The sequence below is a fragment of the Helicobacter sp. 11S03491-1 genome (genome assembly GCF_002272835.1).
Taxonomy (GTDB): Bacteria; Campylobacterota; Campylobacteria; order Campylobacterales; family Helicobacteraceae; genus Helicobacter_J.
Genome location: NZ_MLAO01000006.1, coordinates 79,500 through 100,754, shown reverse-complemented (window position 1 = coordinate 100,754; position 21,255 = coordinate 79,500). Strand labels below are relative to the sequence as shown.

Annotated in this window: 22 protein-coding genes; 15 read left to right on the top strand and 7 right to left on the bottom strand. The window is 32.9% G+C overall.

Features of this window, described 5'->3' with window-relative positions; all coding sequences use genetic code 11:
- Window positions 1-80: 80 nt before the first annotated feature.
- The 3 genes from BKH45_RS05635 (at window position 81) to trmA (ending at window position 3,348) form a co-directional block, all read left to right on the top strand.
- Entirely contained in the window at window positions 81-1,415 is a 1,335-nt protein-coding gene (locus BKH45_RS05635) for a hypothetical protein (RefSeq protein WP_095274504.1), read from the top strand.
- On the top strand, window positions 1,415-2,032 hold the full coding sequence (gene gmk, locus BKH45_RS05630; protein WP_095274503.1) for a guanylate kinase: 618 nt from the start codon (window positions 1,415-1,417) through the stop codon (window positions 2,030-2,032). The genes BKH45_RS05635 and gmk overlap by 1 nt, the downstream gene beginning before the upstream one ends.
- A 206-nt stretch (window positions 2,033-2,238) precedes the next feature.
- Window positions 2,239-3,348: a tRNA (uridine(54)-C5)-methyltransferase TrmA gene (gene trmA / locus BKH45_RS05625; protein WP_095274502.1), complete on the top strand. Its 1,110-nt coding sequence runs from the start codon at window positions 2,239-2,241 to the stop codon at window positions 3,346-3,348.
- On the opposite strand, the gene BKH45_RS05620 is transcribed toward trmA, so the two are convergent.
- A complete protein-coding gene (locus tag BKH45_RS05620; RefSeq protein WP_095274501.1) occupies window positions 3,312-4,601 on the bottom strand; it encodes an MFS transporter in 1,290 nt (429 codons plus the stop codon). The genes trmA and BKH45_RS05620 overlap by 37 nt on opposite strands.
- 217 nt (window positions 4,602-4,818) lie before the next feature.
- Between BKH45_RS05620 and ggt the strand changes: the two genes are divergently transcribed.
- Window positions 4,819-6,495, top strand: coding sequence for a gamma-glutamyltransferase (gene ggt / locus BKH45_RS05615; protein WP_257874503.1), 1,677 nt, complete (start codon window positions 4,819-4,821; stop codon window positions 6,493-6,495).
- 16 nt (window positions 6,496-6,511) lie between these two features.
- Here ggt and BKH45_RS05610 read toward each other — a convergent pair whose 3' ends face one another.
- On the bottom strand, window positions 6,512-7,228 hold the full coding sequence (locus tag BKH45_RS05610) for an outer membrane protein (protein WP_095274500.1): 717 nt from the start codon (window positions 7,226-7,228) through the stop codon (window positions 6,512-6,514).
- 193 nt (window positions 7,229-7,421) lie between these two features.
- Window positions 7,422-7,970 (bottom strand): YbhB/YbcL family Raf kinase inhibitor-like protein, encoded by a 549-nt coding sequence (locus BKH45_RS05605; RefSeq protein ID WP_095274499.1) that lies wholly within the window; start codon window positions 7,968-7,970, stop codon window positions 7,422-7,424.
- Window positions 7,971-8,303: 333 nt separating this feature from the next.
- Between BKH45_RS05605 and BKH45_RS08840 the strand changes: the two genes are divergently transcribed.
- Window positions 8,304-8,615 carry an acyloxyacyl hydrolase gene (locus BKH45_RS08840; RefSeq protein ID WP_180675656.1) on the top strand — a complete coding sequence of 104 codons (312 nt, stop codon included), beginning with the start codon at window positions 8,304-8,306 and terminating at the stop codon, window positions 8,613-8,615.
- On the opposite strand, the gene pstS is transcribed toward BKH45_RS08840, so the two are convergent.
- Window positions 8,612-9,616 (bottom strand): phosphate ABC transporter substrate-binding protein PstS, encoded by a 1,005-nt coding sequence (gene pstS, locus BKH45_RS05595; protein WP_095274497.1) that lies wholly within the window; start codon window positions 9,614-9,616, stop codon window positions 8,612-8,614. The genes BKH45_RS08840 and pstS overlap by 4 nt on opposite strands.
- Before the next feature lie 135 nt (window positions 9,617-9,751).
- Between pstS and BKH45_RS05590 the strand changes: the two genes are divergently transcribed.
- Together BKH45_RS05590 and BKH45_RS05585 are read left to right on the top strand one after the other, a co-directional pair.
- Window positions 9,752-10,429: a response regulator transcription factor gene (locus BKH45_RS05590; RefSeq protein ID WP_095274496.1), complete on the top strand. Its 678-nt coding sequence runs from the start codon at window positions 9,752-9,754 to the stop codon at window positions 10,427-10,429.
- Window positions 10,422-11,774 (top strand): HAMP domain-containing sensor histidine kinase, encoded by a 1,353-nt coding sequence (locus tag BKH45_RS05585; RefSeq protein ID WP_180675654.1) that lies wholly within the window; start codon window positions 10,422-10,424, stop codon window positions 11,772-11,774. The genes BKH45_RS05590 and BKH45_RS05585 overlap by 8 nt, the downstream gene beginning before the upstream one ends.
- 11 nt (window positions 11,775-11,785) lie before the next feature.
- Here the strand turns inward: BKH45_RS05585 and pstB are convergent, their stop codons facing one another.
- From pstB to pstC, 3 genes are read right to left on the bottom strand one after another with little or no spacing between them, the layout of a single operon-like run.
- Window positions 11,786-12,550, bottom strand: coding sequence for a phosphate ABC transporter ATP-binding protein PstB (gene pstB, locus BKH45_RS05580; protein ID WP_095274494.1), 765 nt, complete (start codon window positions 12,548-12,550; stop codon window positions 11,786-11,788).
- Window positions 12,547-13,401, bottom strand: coding sequence for a phosphate ABC transporter permease PstA (gene pstA, locus BKH45_RS05575; protein WP_219349989.1), 855 nt, complete (start codon window positions 13,399-13,401; stop codon window positions 12,547-12,549). Before pstA ends, pstB begins: the two co-directional genes overlap by 4 nt.
- Window positions 13,398-14,276, bottom strand: a complete 879-nt coding sequence (pstC, locus tag BKH45_RS05570; protein WP_095274493.1) for a phosphate ABC transporter permease subunit PstC — start codon at window positions 14,274-14,276, stop codon at window positions 13,398-13,400. The genes pstA and pstC overlap by 4 nt, the downstream gene beginning before the upstream one ends.
- Before the next feature lie 151 nt (window positions 14,277-14,427).
- On the opposite strand from pstC, the gene purM reads away from it, so the two are divergent.
- The 8 genes from purM to rpsR all read left to right on the top strand — a co-directional run bounded on the left by purM (window position 14,428) and on the right by rpsR (window position 21,228).
- Entirely contained in the window at window positions 14,428-15,423 is a 996-nt protein-coding gene (purM, locus tag BKH45_RS05565) for a phosphoribosylformylglycinamidine cyclo-ligase (protein WP_095274492.1), read from the top strand.
- A 19-nt stretch (window positions 15,424-15,442) separates the two neighbouring features.
- Window positions 15,443-16,147 carry an SH3 domain-containing protein gene (locus BKH45_RS05560; RefSeq protein WP_095274491.1) on the top strand — a complete coding sequence of 235 codons (705 nt, stop codon included), beginning with the start codon at window positions 15,443-15,445 and terminating at the stop codon, window positions 16,145-16,147.
- Window positions 16,144-16,941 carry a shikimate dehydrogenase gene (locus BKH45_RS05555; RefSeq protein ID WP_095274490.1) on the top strand — a complete coding sequence of 266 codons (798 nt, stop codon included), beginning with the start codon at window positions 16,144-16,146 and terminating at the stop codon, window positions 16,939-16,941. Before BKH45_RS05560 ends, BKH45_RS05555 begins: the two co-directional genes overlap by 4 nt.
- Entirely contained in the window at window positions 16,942-18,897 is a 1,956-nt protein-coding gene (locus BKH45_RS05550) for a ribonuclease R family protein (protein ID WP_095274489.1), read from the top strand.
- A gap of 2 nt (window positions 18,898-18,899) precedes the next feature.
- Window positions 18,900-19,889, top strand: coding sequence for a DNA polymerase III subunit delta (holA, locus tag BKH45_RS05545; RefSeq protein WP_095274488.1), 990 nt, complete (start codon window positions 18,900-18,902; stop codon window positions 19,887-19,889).
- 92 nt (window positions 19,890-19,981) lie between these two features.
- A complete protein-coding gene (gene rpsF / locus BKH45_RS05540; protein WP_095274487.1) occupies window positions 19,982-20,434 on the top strand; it encodes a 30S ribosomal protein S6 in 453 nt (150 codons plus the stop codon).
- Between the two features lie 17 nt (window positions 20,435-20,451).
- The gene (locus BKH45_RS05535; RefSeq protein WP_095274486.1) at window positions 20,452-20,964 is read left to right on the top strand and encodes a single-stranded DNA-binding protein; all 513 of its coding nucleotides are present in this window, start codon (window positions 20,452-20,454) and stop codon (window positions 20,962-20,964) included.
- A gap of 9 nt (window positions 20,965-20,973) precedes the next feature.
- Window positions 20,974-21,228: a 30S ribosomal protein S18 gene (rpsR, locus tag BKH45_RS05530; RefSeq protein ID WP_095274485.1), complete on the top strand. Its 255-nt coding sequence runs from the start codon at window positions 20,974-20,976 to the stop codon at window positions 21,226-21,228.
- The last annotated feature ends 27 nt before the right edge of the window (window positions 21,229-21,255 follow it).

Here is a 21,255-nt window from a genome sequence, read left to right as displayed (position 1 = left end):
TTAAAAATCAAGAAATTTTTTTTAAGTTTTAAATGTTATAATCTTAGAATTTTTTAAAAAAGTTTGAAAGTAGGGCATGAATGAAGATACTTCTCATAAATAATGATGCTATGGTGGGGAAGCTTTTTGAGACAATTGCTAAAAAAATAGGCTTAGAACTTGTTGTCCAAAAAGGGCTGGAGACACCAAATTTAGAAGATGATTTTTTCTTATTTGTCAATGAAGGGGTTGAGGGAAATTTTTCAGATTTTATTTCAAATTTTAAACCTGTTGCTACTTGCTACTTACATAAGCGCACTTCTTCGGGTATAGAAGGGTTTGAATTTTATGTTAAAAAGCCGTTTTTACCTACTGAGATTTTGGATATTATGAAGACAAAATTAGCTGATTTTGGAATTGATACGACAATGACAAGCAGTATTACAAGAGATGACTTGGAGATTTTGCCTTCTTATGCGCAAGATGATTTTGATTTAGATGAACTGGATGATTTTGATCTGGATGAATTAACAGGAATTCAAGCAGATACTTCCACCAAAGAATCTTCAAACCAAAAATTAAAACAAAAAGATCCTCAAACTCCCCTTGTTTCTAAAGATCTTGACATGAGCGATTTGGAAGAAATCAAGAACTTTGATTTAGATAACATTCAAGATGATATTCTTGATGATAATATGCAAAATCAAAATACTCAAGAAATTTTTGAAATCAAAGATGAAAATTCCGGGCAAACTGGCGATATTTCCCAAACGCAACTACAAAGCAAACTTGATGAAAATTTAAAAAACATCTCTCTTGCAGATAGCCCGGATTCTCAAGATATCAAAGATGATTTTGATGAAAATATCCATGATAACCATGGAGATATTGAAGAGGGCAAAGAGATTAAAGAAGAAAAAGAAGAGTTAGAAGATTTTTCTTTAAATGAGTTTGAAGATTTTGATGAAGATAGCGCTCATGAAGATGCCGACAAACACAGTGATATTGAAATAGACAAAGCCTTTCAAAACTCTTCAAATGTATTAGATAAAAATCAAATTGATGAGATTAAAAAGATTTTAGATGAAACTCAAAGTGAGGAAAATCCAATGGAATCAACAGATAAAATTGACAATTTTGAGGATATTAATGAAAGGGATATTATGAATGCGCTTAAAGATAGTGTAGATGATATAATAGATGCAACAAAATCTCAAGGAAATGAAAAGATGGAAGAAGATTCTCAAGATATACAAAATATGGATTCTACTCAAAACAACCTGGAGCAAGATCGTCAAAATATTTCCGGCAATCAGCCCTCATTCGATAAAAATATTCAAGATTTGATAAAGAATACATCTGTTGATACTCTTAAATCGCTTTTAGATGGGATGGAACTCACTATCAATATTAGTTTTCCCCATAGAGACAAATAATGGATAATGGTGGGATTTTGGTCTTGTCAGGACCTAGTGGTTCCGGAAAAAGCACTTTATGTAAATTTTTGCAAGAGAGTATCCCCAATATTTATTTTTCTATTTCTACAACTACGAGAAATCCCAGAGAAGGTGAGGAGAAGGGGCAACATTATCATTTTGTTTCTCAAGGAGAATTTTTAAGAGATATTAAAGAAAATAAATTTCTAGAATACGCAGAAGTACATGGAAATTATTATGGCACTTCACTTACACCAATACAAGAGGCTTTGAAGTTAGGGAAGTTGGTTGTTTTTGATGTAGATGTCCAAGGACATCAAGGTATTAAAAATTATTATAAAAACTCTGTGCGATCAATTTTTATCACTACGAAGAATAAACAAGTCCTAAAAGAAAGATTAAATTCCAGACATACAGATTCCCAAGAGACAATTGAGCTTCGTTTAATGCATGCTTATAATGAAATGAAACATATAGATGAATTTGATTATTTAATCATTAATGATGATATTCAAGTAGCAAAAGAAGCTATTATCTGTATTGCAAAATCTTTGCCTTATATTCAAAACATCAGTAATTCCAAGCAATTATGTAAAAAATGGTTAGAAAATTTATAATATTTAATGAAGAATGTTTGTTCTTGGGAGTGATATAGCCTTGTTTATTTCATATTGAATTTTAAAATCATTAGTGAGTAAAATTAACGATGAAAACGTAGATATTTATCGTTAAATAGCAATTTTGGCTTTAGATTAAAAAGAAAAATTTAGAATGATAAGATTGAATTTTCATACAGTAAATTTATAATTTGTGAAAGGCAAGAATGATTTGTGAAAATTTTTTAGAATGCGGAGGATGTCAGATTGATCAAGATTATCACGTTCAGTTTTCTCAAAAATTTCAAATTTTTCAATCTCTTTTTGAGCATAAGATTCAAGATTTAGAAATATTTTACTCTCCTCCTACCGGGTTTAGAGCAAGAGGAGAATTTCGTCTTCATAGAGAAAATTCTAAAGTTTATCTATCCATGAATACATATGGGAAAAATAATCGTGTCAAAATCTCATCTTGCCCAATTTTGCTTCCTATTTTGCAAGAAAAGCTTGAAATACTTCTGGCATTTATTAATACTGATCATTTGCTGGAACATAAACTTTATGGAATAAAAATTTTAGGGGGGTTAAGCGGAGATAGTGTCATAACTCTTATTTATCATAAAAAATTAGATAATCTTTGGGAAGAGTCTGCTACAAGACTTTCTCAAGATATGAGATGTTCTCTTATAGGTCGTAGCAGAGGGCAAAAAATTATTATTGGCAAAGACTATATCCGGGAGTCTCTATGGATTGGGCAACAAAATTATTTTTATATCCATCAAGAAAGTGGGTTTTCCCAACCCAATCCCTATACCAATATTCAAATGATTGAGTTTGTTCTTTCTAAACTCCCCCCTGCTTTTCAAAGTGATATGTTAGAAATGTATTGCGGGAGTGGAAATTTTACAATCCCTCTAGCCAAAAGATTTCAAAAAGTTTTTGCTACAGAAGTGGTAAAGTCATCTATCCAAACCCTTAAGATCAATGCTGTAAATAATAATGTTCAAAACATTATTGCTAGCCGACTTAGCGGATTAGAAACACTAGAAGCACTAAGTTACAAAAGAGATTTTTTTCGTTTGAGAAAGGTTTGTTTGGAAGATTTTAATTTTTCTCATATTTTTTTAGATCCTCCAAGAAGTGGCATCAAAGATCCACAAATGTTAGCCTTCATTCAAAAATTCAAGCATATTATCTATATTTCTTGCAACCCTTTTTCTCTCAAGCAAGACTTTGCCACTCTTCTTCAGACCCATCGTATTAAGCATAGTGCTCTTTTTGATCAATTCCCCTATACACATCATCTTGAATGTGGTTTTATGCTTGAGAGATTTTGATGTTTGCCAATAAAATGCAAAACAATACATCCTGCTAAACTAATAAGGGCGATTGGTATGAGGGCATAGGTGAAGCTCCCGCTCCAATCTCTAATAATGCCAATCAGCCAAGAACCTATAAAACCTGCTAAATTTCCAATCGAATTTACTTCAGCAAGTCCAAATGCCACAAGCCCTGCAGGTAAATATTCTCCTCCTAATGCCCAAAAAGGTCCCTTGAACATATAAGTAGCACTCACAGCGATAATAAGAGATAAAATAACCAATAAAGCATATTCAAATACAAAAGCAATGACAATCAGAAAAAACATGACTAAAAATAATGAAATTTTACTATGCCAAATTCTCTCATTTTTCAAATCCGAATGCCTGCCCCACAAAATCATCATCACACAGGCTATACCAAAGGGTAGGGCATTGAGAAACCCCGTTGCCAGAGATTGGAAACCTAAAGATTTGATAATGACAGGTTGCCAAATAGAAAGACATTGAGAAGCTCCGGAAGCACCTGCATAAGCGAGTGATAAAGCCAAAATTCTTTTATTAAAAAAATTCTTTAAATTAATGGAAGATTTTTTGGATTCTCCGGGGGATGGAATTGTTTTTGTAGTTATGTATTGTTTTTCTTCGTCGCAAAGCCAATTAGCATCAGAGGGTTTATTGGGCAAAAACATAATGACTAATATTCCCAAAATAACTGCAGGGAGTCCTTCAAGTAAAAATAACAATTGCCAATCTTTAAGTCCCCATAATCCGTCTAATGTCAGTATATAGGCTGAAATAGGAGAACCAACAAAACTTGATAGAGGAATAGCAACCATAAAAATGGCAATGATTTTAGCTCGATATTTTGGAGGGAACCAATAAGTGATATAAAGAATAATACCCGGAAAAAACCCGGCTTCAGCAACTCCTAAAAGCAATCGGATTGCATAAAATGATTTTTCTCCGCTTATAAACATACCGCAAGCTGAAATAATTCCCCAACTTATCATGATTCTGCCAATCCAAATTCTAGCCCCTATTTTTTCAAGCAACAAGTTACTTGGAATTTCAAAAATTACATAAGTGATATAAAATAATCCTGCTCCAAACCCAAATATTGCTGAGGAAATCCCTATATCTGCATTCATGCTCAAAGATGCAAAACCAACATTGACTCTATCAACAAAGGCAACAAAATAACCCAACATCAATAATGGCAACAGTCGCCATGCTATTTTTGCTATTGTTTTATCTTCTGAAATTTTCATATCAATCCCTGTAGATTTTATTTTATATCTGATTATCTTCTATAAATGCTCTTATTATTAAAAATAGCTAATATAAAATAAAAATATTATTCTAATATGTCCAAAAAAGAAACACTTTTATATAATTTTTTAAGATCTTGCATAAAATTTTGATTATTGTTAGAATTTAAATGCAGGGGATTTAGTATATAGGATATAAATAAAAAAAAGGATAAAAATGAAAAAAATTACATTAATGATAAGTTTATTTGTGATTGGATTAGTATTTTTAAATGCGGCTGCTTATCCTCCTATAAAAGATACTACAGGACTTGCATTAAGCAGCCATGAGTTAGCTAACAAAGTAGGCAAAGAAGTGCTTGATAAAGGTGGCAATGCCATAGATGCTGCTGTAGCTATGGGTTATGTATTGGCAGTTGTTCATCCTGCTGCAGGCAACTTAGGTGGTGGAGGTTTTGGTGTTATCCATTTGGCTAATGGTGAAAATATCACATTGGACTTTAGGGAAAAAGCCCCTCTTAAGGCAACTAAAAATATGTATTTGGATAAAAAAGGAAATGTTATTTCTGATTTGAGCACTATTGGTTATTTGGCAGCCGGAGTGCCGGGTACTGTTGCGGGAATGAGCGCAATGCTTGAAAAATATGGGACTAAAAAACTCTCTGAACTCATATCTCCGGCAATTATATTAGCTGAAAATGGTTTTATTATTTCCCAAAGACAAGCCCAAACAATGGCAGAAGCCAAAAAAGATTTTGCTAAATTTGCTTCTTCTGGAAAATATTTTCTCAAAAAGGATGGGAAAACCTATGAAGAAGGAGATTTATTTATACAAAAAGATCTTGCCAAAACACTCAAATTGATTCAAAAAGAAGGTTCGAATGCTTTTTATGAGGGGAAAATAGCTGATTTGATTGCACAGGATATGGCAAAAAATGGAGGGATTATTACTAAGGAAGATCTGGCGTCTTATCAGGTTAAATGGAGGAAGCCTATTGTTGGTAATTATCGGGGTTATGAGATTGTATCTATGGCTCCTCCAAGTTCGGGAGGTACTCATATTATTGAGATTTTGAATGTAATGGAAAATGCAGATATTGCTAAGTTAGGGTTTGGATCATCAAAAACTATCCATATTATGGCAGAAGCAATGAGACAAGCTTATGCAGACAGATCTGTATATATGGGTGATCCTGACTTTGTCAATGTCCCTGTAGAAAAGCTTATCAATAAGGCTTATGCAAAAAAAATCTATGCCAATATTTTACCCCAAAAGGCAACTCCAAGTTCAAAAATCAATCCCGGATTAGGACAAATTCATGAAGGAGAGAATACTACCCATTATTCTGTGGCTGATAAATGGGGAAATGCTGTAAGTGTTACTTATACTATTAATGCTTCTTATGGGAGTGCAGCAGCCATAGAAGGAGCAGGATTCTTGCTTAATAATGAAATGGATGATTTTTCCATTAAACCGGGCACTCCTAATCTTTATGGTCTTATCGGAGGGGATGCTAATGCAATAGCCCCCAATAAAAGACCCTTGAGTTCAATGTCCCCAACTATTGTGCTTAAAGATGGCAAGCTTTTTATGGTTGTAGGGAGTCCGGGTGGGGCGAGAATTATTACTACGGTTTTGCAGGTCATTAGTAATGCTATTGATCATCAAATGAATATTTCTGAAGCAATCCAAGCCCCGAGATTTCATATGCAATGGCTTCCGGATGAAATTAGGATTGAAAAATACGGCATGAGTGAAGATGTCAAAGATAATCTTATGAAAATGGGGTATAAAATTGTTACCAAGCCTGTAATGGGTGATGTTAATGCGATATTAATTGATCCTGTAACCCATATTATGTATGGCTCAGGAGATCCCAGAAAAGAGTTTTAACTCTTTTCTCATAGATTTAAAAAGTATAGAGATAGCTAAGATATACAGAATATCGACGTTGTATATCTGTTTTGAGATTTTCTTTGATTGTAGTGGCTACATTTGGGCGGAGCGTGTCATTGACATCTTTGAAGATTTCATCTTGAAGGAGGGGGATTTTCACTCCAAGCTCAAAACCATGGTGTTTGTGAAAATTTGTCCGCAAGCCTGCATCAATGAGTGTTTGAAAGTTTGTATAATTAGCCTTCCCATTTGGGAATTGCTTTTTTTGATATTCTTTGCCATTAGCAATCCAAGTATCTCCTCCAACTCCTACACCAACAAAAAGACCAAAGCTGCCATTTTGAGTATTTACAAGATTCCATAATGTGTCCAGACCTACTCCATAATTCAGCATATGGACATAATAATCTTCATCAGGCAAGACTTTTTTGCCAAAATTAGAATAGCCATAGTCCAAAAAAGCATAATAACGCAGACCAAACCATTTGGATTGTCCAAAAAATTGTTTATAACCGATTTTGATCCCGGCTCCATTCATGGATGTTTTTTCCCGAATTGACTTAGGTGTATTCGTGGTTGCTAAAGGCGTTGTTATATTCATATTAAGATCTTGTTTGAATTTTACAGATCCATATTGATAACTCAGCCCAAGGAATGCTCCACTATCTTCTGCTGCCAAAAATGAGTTTAAAACTAAAGAGCACAAGCCCCCTACTAAAATTCTCTTCATCGTGTTCCTTTAAAACGGATATTTTCTCTATAATCAAGCTAAGCCACAAATATTCATTTTATGAAATAACTTTCTTATGGAGATATATTAATATATTTTATTAAATAAATACAATTAAATTTTATTTTTTTAATAAAATAAATAAAAATTATAAATATTATAAAAGGATATTTATTAGCTTTTGATAAAAAACTTAATGTTTGTATTGTCTGTATTTAAATTCAATGCGTCCTATATCCAGGATATGACCCCTCATAGCATCATGTAAATCACTGATGAAAAATGGAAAAATAATTTCTAATTTAGGAATATCTAAGGCATAAACATTGAATAAATAATGGTGATCCCCATCAGGAGGCATGGGACCAATATATTTACTTGTTTTTATATTTGAGGTTAATTTTTGTTTGTCATCTAATTCTGTTCTCAAAAATCCTTGTGTCATGCTGTTAATACCTTGAATGATATTTTTGTCTAATCTGCTTGCATTTTCTTCAAGTTTATTTTCTGCGATATTCCCAACTACCCAATGGACAAATATTTTGCCTGCCACAGGGCAAGAATCATAATCAATCAATTCAAGAGCATAGCTTTTTGCTCCTTGTATTTTTTCCCAACATATTTTAGGTGAAAAATCAGGATAGCCTTCATCGTCCAGAAACTCTTTAGCCGCGTTCCCACCATATTTATCATCTAAAAATCCATTTTCATCCAGTTCCAAATCTATTTTAAAATTTTTCATCTCAATCTCTCCTTTTTATAACTGACTTCAAATTCTATCAAAATTTATTTAAATAATTATTTTTATACTATATTTTTATAATTAATGATAAAATTTAGTAATTTAAAAATAATTTTTAAGGGATTAAATATATTTAAAAAATTAGTTTGTTTATCCTTATTTTTTTATTTTCTTCAAGCCCAAAATATTTTTTTTGGAGATAAAAATAATGCGCTTCATATTTCTATCGGAAATAGTTTTGATTTGAAGGGATTTGAAAATCTTTATCTTATGGAAGTAGCCTATTCACAGCCGAATAAATTTTTTCGTCTTTTTGGGAGGTTAAATTTTGAGATGGGTGGTTTTCTTGCGATAAAAGATAAAAAATTGAAGCAATATAATTTAGGATATTTGGGAATCTCAGAAGATATTGCATTCCCTTTGTATCGCAATTTTTATTTTGGATTGAATTTGGGATTTTATATTAAATCTAAGCAAGATTCACGTGTCGGATCGGCTTTTAGTTTTGGTGAAAAGGCATTTTTAGGGATAAGATGGGGGTGGGGGAATTTAGAACTTTTTGTAAGGCACTTTTCTAATGGAGGGTTAAAAACCCCAAATGTGGGGTATAACTTTGCCGGATTGGCTATGGGTTGGTTATACTAATAAACTTTATTGGATTTCCAATACTCTCTGATGAGGTTTTTTATCTCTTGGGGCAGGGGAACAAAACCCATTTTTAATGCTTCTTCGTCGCCATTTTTAAAAGCGTTATCAAAAAATGCAATCACCTTAGAAGTATTTTTTCCATCTTTGGGTAGAAGGATAAAAGTTGCGCTTACAAGAGGATAAGTATCTTTACCTTTTTGATGGATAAGTTGTGTATAAAAGTCCTTATCTTTATCCCAAATTGCATTTTTGATCGCATTAGTAATTGTATGATTATCAGCTTTTACCCAATGATGATCGCTATTTTGAATTTGTGCAGCTGAGAGATGCATTTGATTTTTGTAAGAGAGTTCTACATAACCAAGAGAATTTTTGACTTGTTTCACTAAGTGTGTAACTCCTTCGTTGCCTTTTGCACCAATGCCTAGGGGCCAAGAAACTGCTTTTCCTGTGCCAATTTTATCTGACCAAGATTTTGAAATTTGAGATAAAAAAAGTGTGAAATTATAAGTTGTCCCACTCCCATCGCTTCGATAAATTAGTTGGATATTTTGATTAGGGAGTTTAAGGTTTGGATTATCTTTGAGGATTTTTGGGTCATTCCATTGTTTGATATTACCCAGAAAAATATCACTGATAACTTCGTTGCTTAATTTGAGTTGGCTATCCTTAATCCCTTCTATGTTATAAACCAATACAATAGCGCCACTTAGAGTAGGGAATTGTAAAAGATTATTTTTGGCAAGTTCATCTGATTTGAGAGGTTCATCACTGGCGCCAAAATCAATTGTTTTTGCTTTGATTTGTTTTATCCCTCCTCCGGATCCGATAGATTGGTAATTGATTTGCATGCCGCTTGATTTTTCATAGGATTTTACCCAGCTCATATAAACATGTGCCGGGAATGATGCCCCGGCTCCATTGATAATAGAGCTTGCTTCCAGAGTTGCAAAGAATAATGCAAACACGCCAAATGACTTGATAAAAATATTTTTCATTGTATTCTCCTTGATTTATTGAATAGCTTAAAAACTATAAAACACAATGATTACAAATCAATTACACGAATATATTTTATTTATAAATTTTTTTAGCTATATTTAATTCACAGAATATGCAAGGATGCCCTAAAGATGAAAGATTTGATTTTAATAATTGAGGACGAAGAAGATTTGCTTGAATTGCTTGAATATCGTTTGGAAACAGAAGGATTTGAAGTAATTGGTTGTTTGGGCAGCAAGAGCGCTAAAAATATACTTTTAGAAGAAAATGTTTCTTTGATGATAGTAGATAGAAATCTTTATGGGGAAGAAGGATCGGAATTTGTTAAGAAAATTCGTAAGGAAGGCTATAGTATGCCTGTTATTTTTCTGAGCGCCAAAGATACTCAAGAGGATAAAATCAAAGGTCTTGAACGTGGCGGTGATGATTATATTACAAAGCCTTTTGATTTTGGTGAGCTTATTGCCAGGATCCATGCTGTTTTGAGAAGATACAAAGGTTTTAATGAAGAAAAAATATGGAAATATAAAAAAATCACTCTTTATCCCAAAACACATCTTGTAAGCATACAAGGAAGCAAGGAAGAAAAGATCGTGCTTACTCCTTTAGAGGTGAAAATGCTTTTGACATTTTTTAAAAATATTGGATTGGTGCTTTCAAGAGAATATTTGCTTGAGGAAATTTGGAACAATCAAGGAGAGCCAAAAAGCGTAAATGTAGCTATTAAGCGTTTGAGAAAAAAATTAAATCCAAAAGATGAAGAAAAGTATATTAAGGCTGTTCGCGCGGAAGGATATATTTTTGTTTAAATTTCACCAACTTTTTTCTTTTGGGGTTTTGGGGGTATTGTTTGGAAGTTGTTTGTTATTAGGTATTTTTTCTTATAACAATCAAAACCATCAAGACAAAGAAGTTTCTTATGAGCGATTAAATACATTATTTGAAGTGGTAGATATCTCAATATTAGAAGGCAATCTGGATGCGAAATTTCTAAAAGATTTACAGCGTCGGACAAGATTAGGAATCGTTGTTATCGACAAGGAAAATCATCAAACTTATAGCAGCGATAAAATTTTTTTAAATGCCCTTTTACCTTCTAATGCTGATCGTGTCTATAGATATATCCAAATAGAAGGCAAAAATTACCTTAGCTTGACTCAGAGTAGTGCCATTGATGATAGGATTTATGATATTGCTTTATTTTTGCCGCAACTTCCAAAAAAATCATTGAGCTTTTGGATAGAATTTTTAGCGCTTTTTGGAATTTTTTTGGTTTTGTGTCTTTGGCTAATTTATTTGATGAAAAAAAACATACATCAAGAATTAGATAAAATAACTTATTGTCTCCATAAACTTGCACATAAGAAGTTTGAAGATTTTTCACAATCTCATTTATTTATTGAAGAATTTGAAGAGATTTCAAAATTAATTATAAAGCTCTCTGAAATTCTTCAAAAACAAGAAAAGAAAGTCAAAAAAAATTCAAAAAAATTGCATTTAAAATATCTCCAAAGCTCTTCAATCATTGCTGCTCTCTCCCATGAATTAAAAAATCCTTTAGCTGTAATTTCAGGGTATTGCGATACAATGATTCAAGCAGAAATAAAAAATGAATTAGACATTCTTCAAAGGAGAAGGTTTTTAAACAAAATCCATGCTCAATCCCAAAGATTAAATAATCTTTTAAATCGTCTAAATCTTGCCCTAAGGCTTGAGAATGATTTAGCCAAACTTGAAATAAACTCTTTTAACCTCAAACCTTTAATACAAGAAGTTGTTTCTAATTTGAGATTGCGTTATTACAATAAAAATATAACTTTGATTCTCAAAGATAGCATTGTTGATGCCGATAAAATTCTCTTAGAACATGTGATCATTAATTTGGTCGAAAATGCGCTTAAATATTCAAAAAAGAAAATTAAAATTATACTTAAAGATAAAGAAGTGAAAATTATAGATGATGGAGAGGGGATTGAAGAAAAGAAAATTAATCTCATTACTAAAAAGTTTTATCGCATTGAAGAAAAATATCAAGAAAATTCTTTGGGCTTAGGGCTTTTTATTGTCAAATATATTTTAAAGCTTCACCATAGCGAACTTAAAATTAAAAGTAAGCCTGCAAAGGGTTCTGTTTTTAGTTTTAAATTATCATAAATTTAATATTTTTATCCAAATTTTCCTCCAATATATTCACGAGTAAGTTTTTCTTTGGGGTGTTCAAAAATATTTTGAGTTTTATTTATTTCAATAAGATTACCTAAATACATAAAAGCTGTATAATCACTTACTCTTAGGGCTTGTTGCATATTGTGGGTAACAATGACAATACTCATTTTTTTCTTAAGTTCTTTAAGAAGATCTTCTATTGCTTGGGTTGAAATAGGATCAAGCGCACTTGTGGGCTCATCAAAAAGTAGAATTTCAGGATCTATGGCAATAGCCCTTGCAATACAAAGCCGTTGTTGTTGCCCGCCTGAGAGTGAGTTTGCATCCCTTTGAAGCCTATCTTTAACTTCACTCCAAAGGTTTGCATTTTTTAATGCCTTTTCAACCCTTGCAAATAATTCCATTTTATCTTTAACCCCCTGAAGTCTCAAACCATAGGCTATATTTTCAAAAATTGACATTGGAAATGGAGTGGGCTTTTGAAAAATCATTCCAATACGAGTTCTTAGTGCAATTAGATTTGTCTTTTTTTTGAGAATATTTTTGTCCTCAAAGATGATTTCTCCTTTGTATTTGACTCCTGCATATAAGCAATGGATACGATTAAGGCATCTTAAAAGCGTACTTTTACCACAACCACTAGGCCCTATAAGGGCAACAATTTTATTTTGAGGAATTTCTAATCTTATATTCGTGATACTTGGAGTATCTGAATAAGGATAATAAAAACTTAAATTTTTTACTTCTAAGGCTATTTTGCTCATTTTTTTCCTTTATTTTTATGGAGTATGATTTTGATCGTAATGTTAATCCCCAAAATAAATAAAGCCAATAGAAATGCTCCTCCAAATCCAAGTTCTTGCCATTCTTTATAGGGTGATGAGGCATATTGAAACATCGTGATTGTTAGGGATGGAAAAGGTTGGTTTAAGTTAAAAGTGAAAAAAGCGCTATTTAATGAGGTAAAAAGCAAAGGAGCTACTTCTCCGGTAATCCTTGAAAAAGCTAGTAAAATACCTGTTAAAATACCTGTTTTTGCTCCTCTATAAACCACATTCAAGATTGTTTTATATTTAGGCGATCCTAGCGCCATAGATGCTTCACGAAGAGAGTCAGGTACTAAAGAAAGCATATCATCAGTAGTTTTGAGTATGATAGGAAGCATGATGATTGAAAGTGCTATAATCCCCGCCCAGCCGCTAAAATGTCCCATAGGTACAACTATAACAGCATAAATAAAAGTAGCAATCACGATTGATGGGGTTGCCATCATTACATCATTGATATTGCGAATAATATTAGCCAGTCTTGGATTTTTGGCATATTCTCTTAAATAAGTCCCTCCTAATACACCTAATGGCATGCCTATCAGGAGTGCTCCAAAGCTTAAAATAAGCTGTCCGATAATCACATTGCGTAACCCGCCATTCTCCCAAGGAGAAGCTGTGTCTTTGAGAAAAATATTTAGTCCTAATGCATGAAAACCTTTGTAAAATAAAGTCCCTAATATCAAAAATAAGATACTGAGCGCTAATAGCGCAAAAATACTTGAGATAACAAGAATAGCTTGGCTATAGCGCATACGTTTGTTGATGATCAAGTTCTTTTTTTTCATTTTTTGCCTTGATGATTTTGTTGTATTTTTTTCATTAGATAAAATTTTGCTGTTGCAATAATCAAGAAACTCAAACAAAATAAAATCAATGCTAAATAAAATAAACTTGAGTAATAAATTTCACTATCTGCTTCTGCAAATTCATTAGCCAAAGTTGCCGGGATATTTGTCGCAGGTGTCAATAAAGAAGTTGCTATTTTATGAGAGTTTCCTATGACAAAAGTAACTGCCATTGTCTCCCCTAATGCTCTTCCAAGAGATAAGATTATCCCTCCAATAATGCCGATTTTGACATAAGGGATAATGACATCTTTGATAACCTCGGATTTTGTTGCTCCAAGGGCATAAGCAGATTCTTTGAGAATATCAGGAGTAGTTTGCATACAATCACGAGTAATAGCGCTCATGATGGGTAAAATCATGATACTTAAAATAATTGAAGCGCTAAGAATCCCTAGCCCCATCCCTCCAAATATTTTGCCAATTACAGGTGTGAGGTAAAAAAGTCCCCACATTCCATAAACAATTGAGGGAATAGCTGCCAGGAGATCAATGCTTGATCCAATAATATTTTTAAGGCGTTTGGGGCAAATTTCATTTAAGAATATGCTAATCCCCAGTGAGAGAGGGATGGCAAAAATCATGGCTAAAATAGTTCCCATAAGGCTGCCATATATGGCGCTTAATCCTCCGAATTTTTCTTGATTAGGAGACCATTGTGATGATAGAATGAAAGAAAAACCAAAGTTTTTAATAGCCGGAAGAGATTGGATTAAAAGAACAATAAAAATCCCCAATAGGATCGCCAAACATAAAAAAGCAAAAATCCTGCCGGCATGAAAAAAAAGTTTTTCTCTGATAATAAATTTTGACATCATGATTCTCCAAAAATATTGACGTATTATTGTCTTGTTGGGATTATAAAAATCCTTGATTACAAAAAGATTACATTTCAACATCAAATAAGCTGATTTTGAAGTGTTTGAAGGTAAAATTTGTTTCTATACATAATACGAAGGAAAGCAAATGCAAAAGCTCACTTATAAAGATTCCGGAGTTGATATTGATGAAGGGAATGCTTTTGTAGAAAATATTAAACCCTATGTAAAAGCGACATATAACCAACAAGTGATTGGAGGTATCGGTTCTTTTGCAGGAGCATATGCTCTTCAAAGCGGATTCAAAGATCCTGTTTTATTGGCAGCCACTGATGGGGTTGGGACGAAATTAAAATTAGCGATCGAATCAGATACTCTTGAGAGTGTAGGGATTGATTTGGTTGGAATGTGTGTGAATGATTTGATATGCTCTTTTGCTTCTCCAATGTTTTTTTTAGACTATTATGCAAGTGCTAAATTAGATAAAAATCGTGCTACACAGGTTATAAAAGGGATCGCAAAGGGATGTGAGATAGCCAAATGTGCGCTTATTGGCGGAGAAACAGCTGAGATGCCCGGAATGTATCACGGTAAGGATTTTGATCTGGCAGGTTTTGCTGTAGGGATTGGAGAAAAAGCAGATTTGTATAAAAGCTCAAAAATTCAATGCGGGGATATTTTAATTGCTTTCCCCAGTAGTGGGATTCATAGCAATGGTTATTCATTAGTGCGTAAAATTCTTTTTGAAAATCTTGGAATGAATTTTGGAGATATATTTTGTGGCAAACCATTGATTGAAACACTTTTGGTGCCTACAAGAATTTATGTTGATATTTATCAAAAAATAAAAGATAAAGTTTACGCTCTCGCTCATATTACAGGTGGGGGGATTGTAGAGAATTTACCAAGAGTTTTGCCTGCAGGTCTGGGCGCACAAATTGATAAAAAACTTATAAAAATATTGCCAATTTTTGATATACTAAAAGAAAACGTTGAAGAAAGTGAATCTTATAGAGTGTTTAATATGGGCGTAGGTATGATTAGTGTTGTCCCAAAAGAGAATGTCAGCTTTGTGCTTGCAAATACAGACGGGTATTTAATAGGTGAGGTTATTGCCTATGACCATGGAGTGGAGTTAATTTGATAATAGGGACTCTACCATAATGAATATTAAGTCTTTTTTTAAATTATATACAATGCCCGTTTTAGCCTTGTTTTTTGGATTTGGGTTGTATTATATTGTTTTTGTAGGCACAAGCAAACAAAAAGAATTTTCTATTTCAGAAAATACATCCACTCAAGTTGTAGATTCCACTCATCAGGATGCAACTAAAGATATCCAAGAACCTACGCAACCCAATCAGACCAATACACAAACTCATGTTGGGCAAAATATTCTCAATGAAGATATGTTTCAAAGCCAAGTCTCTACTTCTGAAATACCAAACAATAATTCTTTACCTGCGCAAGCTAATCCTCAAACATATATTGTGATCCCTAAAGCAATTAACATTCGTCAATCTCCCGGCACTACTTCTGATATCGTAGGGAAGCTTACACAAAATCAAAAAATAGAAGTCTCATTTATTGCTGAGGGCTGGGCAAAAGTTAAAGAAGGTTGGATACTTTCAAGTCTTTTAAAACAAGACAAGGAAGATATTCTTGCTACTTCTCCATCTGCTTTAAAAAAATATATTGTGATTCCCAGAAGTGTTAATATTCGTTTGAATCCTGATATTTCTTCAAAAATTATAGGGAAAATTTTGCATGATGAAGTGGTTGAGGTTGCTTATACTCAAAATGGCTGGGCAAAAGTTAAAGAAGGTTGGGTTTGGCTTAGTTTGCTTAAAAAGCAGGCAAATCCTTGAGACAATTTTGTGTTTTTGGTAACCCTATTGCCCATTCTAAGTCGCCTCTAATTCATAATTTTGTTTTTTCTTCTTTTTCTTCTCAAATTGGGTTTGAGGGGTTTTATGGTCAATATTTGCTTGAAGATGGTGAAAAATTGCGCCAAACTTTTTATCAACTGGAGTTAAGTGGCGCTAATATTACTGTTCCTTTTAAAGAATACGCCTATACTCAAAGTGATGAAGTCAAGGGCATTGGATCAAGGATTGGATCTGTCAATACATGGGTTTTGGAAGATAATCACAGGTTGATTGGCTACAATACAGATGCAGAGGGTTTTTATCAAACAATACTTGATTATAATTTTCAAACAGCTTTAATTATTGGAGCAGGAGGAAGTGCAAAAGCAGTTGCTTATATTTTGAAAGAAAAAGGGATAAAAGTTTGTATCCTTAATCGTTCAAAAAATCATTTGGAATCTTTTATTCAAAATGGATTTGAGTGTTATTTGAGCGATGTATTTATGCCTAGAGCTTTTGATTTGGTAATTAATGCTACTCCTGCAGGTCTTAAAGATACCGGGTTGCCATTACAAGAAATGCTGCTTAGGCAAATTCTTTTGGATGCAAAAATGGCTTATGATTTAATCTATGGAATCTCTACGCCTTTTTTAAAATTGGCCAAAGAATTGAATATTCTTTCCAGAGATGGTAAAGATATGCTTATTGAGCAAGCTGCATTGGCATTTGAATTATTTTGCAAGCACAAAATTCCCTTAGAGTCTATCAGAAAACAAATGAAACTTATTTTATAAATGAAAGAATTCTTACTCCAACTTACCTATGGGATAAAATCCATTCCCAAAAAATGCCAAGAAATATATGAATTACTCAGAGAAAATAATTCTATCCAAGAGAGTAAAAATTTTTATCAGCTTAAAGAAAACTACATCATAGGCAGTATAGATATTTCCAGAGGTGGTAGAGTATTTTTATGCGCTTTTAAAAGCAGAAGTCAAAAAGATTTTTTTATTGATTCTAAACCCAAGTCAATTGGTCAAGATGACATTGTGCTGGCGAGATTGTTAAAGATAAGAGGTAAAACTAAGGCAAAAATTATTACCATGCTCTATTCTCAATCAAGTCATATTTTATGTTATTTAGAAAAAATAAAGGGAGAAATTGTAGGGATTTTAATCAAAGACCCTTATTGCAAGCCTATACGACTGGGTATTTCTCAAAAATCTCTCTTTGCTCTGCCTAAACATTGTGTTGTAAGTATTGATGCGCATACAAACCAAATTAACGAGGTTTTGGGGGTTTTAGAAGATCCCCAAATTGATGAGAAAATATCACTCTTTTTATACCATCACCCCTGTAATTTTTCTTCTGAATCTCTTAAGTTTGCAGAAAGTTTTGGGCAGGAAGTAGATGTGGGGTTATATTCTCATCGAAGGGATTTGAGGCACTTGGCATTTTGCACTATTGATCCTGATGATGCCAAAGATCATGACGATGGGATTTATTTTGATGTCTCAAAGCATGAGCTTTATGTGGCAATTGCTGATGTAAGCGAATATGTAAGCCCGGATTGTCCGCTGGATCTTGAAGCAAAGAAACGTGGGTTTAGCGTATATTTTCCACATATAAGCTACCCAATGTTGCCTAAAAATCTTAGTGAAAATATTTGCTCCTTACATCAAGACAAAGATCGTTTGGCTTTTGTATGGAGATTAAGACTCCATAGAAGAAATTTTGATGTCATTGATGCAGAACTTTTTGAGGCTGTTGTGCATAATTACCAAAATATTAGCTATACAAATGTGGATAAATTATTAAAAAATGAAGAGATAGCTATAGATGATAGAGTCAAAGAAAGTATTTTAAATTTTTATCCCATAGCTCAAAAAATTCATTCTAAGCGGCTTAAAAAGGGATATGAGTTTTTTAATGATGAAATTAAACTAGAGTTAAATTCTAACGGGATGCTTCAAAAAGTCAATGTATATCCTCAAACTTTTTCACACATGATTGTGGAAGAAGCCATGTTATTAGCCAACAAACAAACGGCCAAATTCTTAAGGGAACATTTGCAAAATAATGGTATTTATCGTGTCCATGAACATCCTTCCAAAGAACGCATTGATGAATTATTTTTTGAACTTAATTCTTTGGGGTATAGTATTCCCCCTGATTTTTCCTCAAATTTGCATCAATGCCTCCAAGCAATCCAAACTCAAGCCAAGAAAAAAAATGCTCAAAAACAAATTGATAAAATGATTATCAAAGCCCAATCTCAAGCTAATTATTCCCCATACAATTTAGGGCATTTCGGATTGGGATTTGAAGAATATACCCATTTTACTTCGCCTATTCGGAGGTATAGTGATTTGATGTTGCATAGGATTTTAAAACAAATCCTCTTAAATACTCCACACTCAAATAAAAAATTGATGCATTTGTTAGGTTGTATTCAAGCTTCTTGCATGCTTTTGAACGATCAAGAAAGGCAAGTATTTAAAATTGAAACAGATTTTAAAAATCGTAAATATGCTCGTTGGGCATTTGAAAATATTGGTTTTAAATTAAAAGCGAGTATTACTGATGAGAATTACCCACCTTTAGCTTCCGGGCTTGATACAATTATTGGAGCAAGATTAATAGTGGAAAAGTTACCTTTGGAATTACATAAATTTGATGAAGTTTGTGTCCAAATAGTAAATGCAGATATATTGAGTGGCAAGATTTTTGTAAGGGTTATTAAGGGGTAAAAATGTATAAAAAAGAGCTTGAGAGCTTGCTTAAAAATTCTTTTCCAAGGGCAGCTTTGCTTTATGGGGAATCAGATTTTTTAATCAAATATTATTCAGACAAAATTGCAAGTAAAATTACAGATCCTTTCAATAAAATTACATTTTATTATAGTGATTATGATTTTAAGGCAGTGATGGATATATTGGGGCAAAGTTCTTTGTTTGGAGATGAAAGTCTTGTGGTATTAAAATTAGACAAGAAACTTCCCAAGAAAGAAATTGATGCTATGTTAAAAGCCATTGTTTTAAATCGTCATCATTTCTTAGTCATTGAATTTTACCAAGCAGATTCCAAATCAAATGCTGAATATGCGCAAGATTTTAGAACATTTGCTTCATCTTTTAAGGGGACAGAAGTTATTGATGTAAGATTTTTTGCTCCAAGTGTATATGAATCTCAAATATTTTTAAAAGAGAGGGCAAATGCACTAAATTTAAAAATTGATGATCGCTTATTGGGTATTATCTTAAATTTACAAAACAATGACTTAGGGATAGCTTATAATGAGTTAGAAAAATTTACAATTTTTGATACCCCCATTACCCTTGAGGAAATTCATCAACTCTCTTATGGTCTTGGAAGTGTGCGTATTGAGGATCTCTATGAAGCAATTTTTAATAAAAAAGACTTTTTTGAGATTTATGAGAAAATGCAAGAAGAGGGCTTAGATGAATTTCAAATTCTTCGCGAAATGGAAAAATATTTTTATCAATTATTCTTATTTTTTGCTTATATCAAAAGCAATGGTCAGCCAAATCCAAAAGAAATACTTGGTTTTTCTCCCCCACAAATAATCGTAGAAACTCTTGCTTCAAGGGCTATTAGAATCAAAGAAGAAGGGTATCAAAAAATATTTGAGTTATTTCAAAAATGGAGAAATGCTAATATGAAGGGTGGAAAAAATATTGGTCTGCATGCTTTAATAAAATTGCAAGCATATATAAGATAGAATAAGTCTCTTTTTATAAAAAAAGCCTTGCTCTTTTTTGAGTTTTAGAATTAGAACTTATAGAAAAAGGGCTAAAACCACAAGGAGAATAGATGAAATATTATGAGACTATGTTTATCCTCAAGCCTACGTTGGTAGAAGAGGAAATAAAAGCCAAGATTGACTTTTATAAAGAAGCCATTACTAAAAATGGTGGGAGTATTGAAACTTGTTTGGATATGGGCATGAGAAATCTTGCTTATGAAATTAATAAAAACAAAAGAGGTTATTATTTTGTGATTTATTTTCAAGCCCAAGCAAAGTTTATCCTCGAACTTGAGAGACTTTATCGTATCAATGAAGATATTTTACGCTTTATAGTGATTAAATATGAGAGCAAAAAAGATCAAAAATCATGGAAAACATTGGTAGATAGAGCCAATAAAAAGCCTGAAGCAAAGGCAGCTTTTAAACAACCACCAAGAGAAAAGCCAAAAACTGATTTTGAGACAAAAGAATCTGTTGCTATAGAGGTGCAGCCACCTACACAAGATCAGGCAGAATAAATTAAGAAGGCGATTATATGTATAACAAAGTCATTATGGTAGGGAATTTAACTCGTGACGTGGAGCTTAGATATTTGCCTAGTGGTTCTGCATTAGCGACTTTAGGGCTTGCCAGCAATCGTAGATATAAAAAACAAGATGGAACACAAGGTGAAGAAGTGTGTTTTGTAGATGTCAAACTTTTTGGTAGGGCAGCGGAAGTGGCTAATCAGTATTTGAGAAAAGGTTCAAAAGTTTTGATTGAAGGACGATTGACTTTGGAGAGTTGGGTAGATCAAAATGGTGCAAAAAAAAGCAAACATACCATTACAGCCGAATCTATGCAGATGTTAGATAGTAAGTCTTCAAATATTCAAGATGAAAGCAATTATCAAAATGATGAATCAAGCTACTTGCAATCTCAGCCTCATTCACAGAATAATCATCCGCCTAAACAGACTATGCAGAGCGCACAAGGTGGGGTAAATACTCAAAAATATGAGCAAAATATCCCTGAAATCAATATAGATGAAGATGAAATACCCTTTTAGGAGCAAATAATGGAACGTAAAAAATATTCAAAAAGATACTGCAAATATACAGAAGCAAAAATTGATTTTATTGATTATAAAGATATTGAAATGCTTAAGCATTCTTTATCTGAGAGATATAAAATCATGCCAAGACGTCTTACCGGTAATACAAAAAAATGGCAAGAACGTGTTGAAGTTGCTATTAAGAGAGCTAGACAAATGGCGCTTATCCCTTATATCGTAGATCGAAAAAAGGTAATTGAAAGCCCTTTTAAAATTTAATTTTTTTGCCCTTTGAAGGGCAACTTC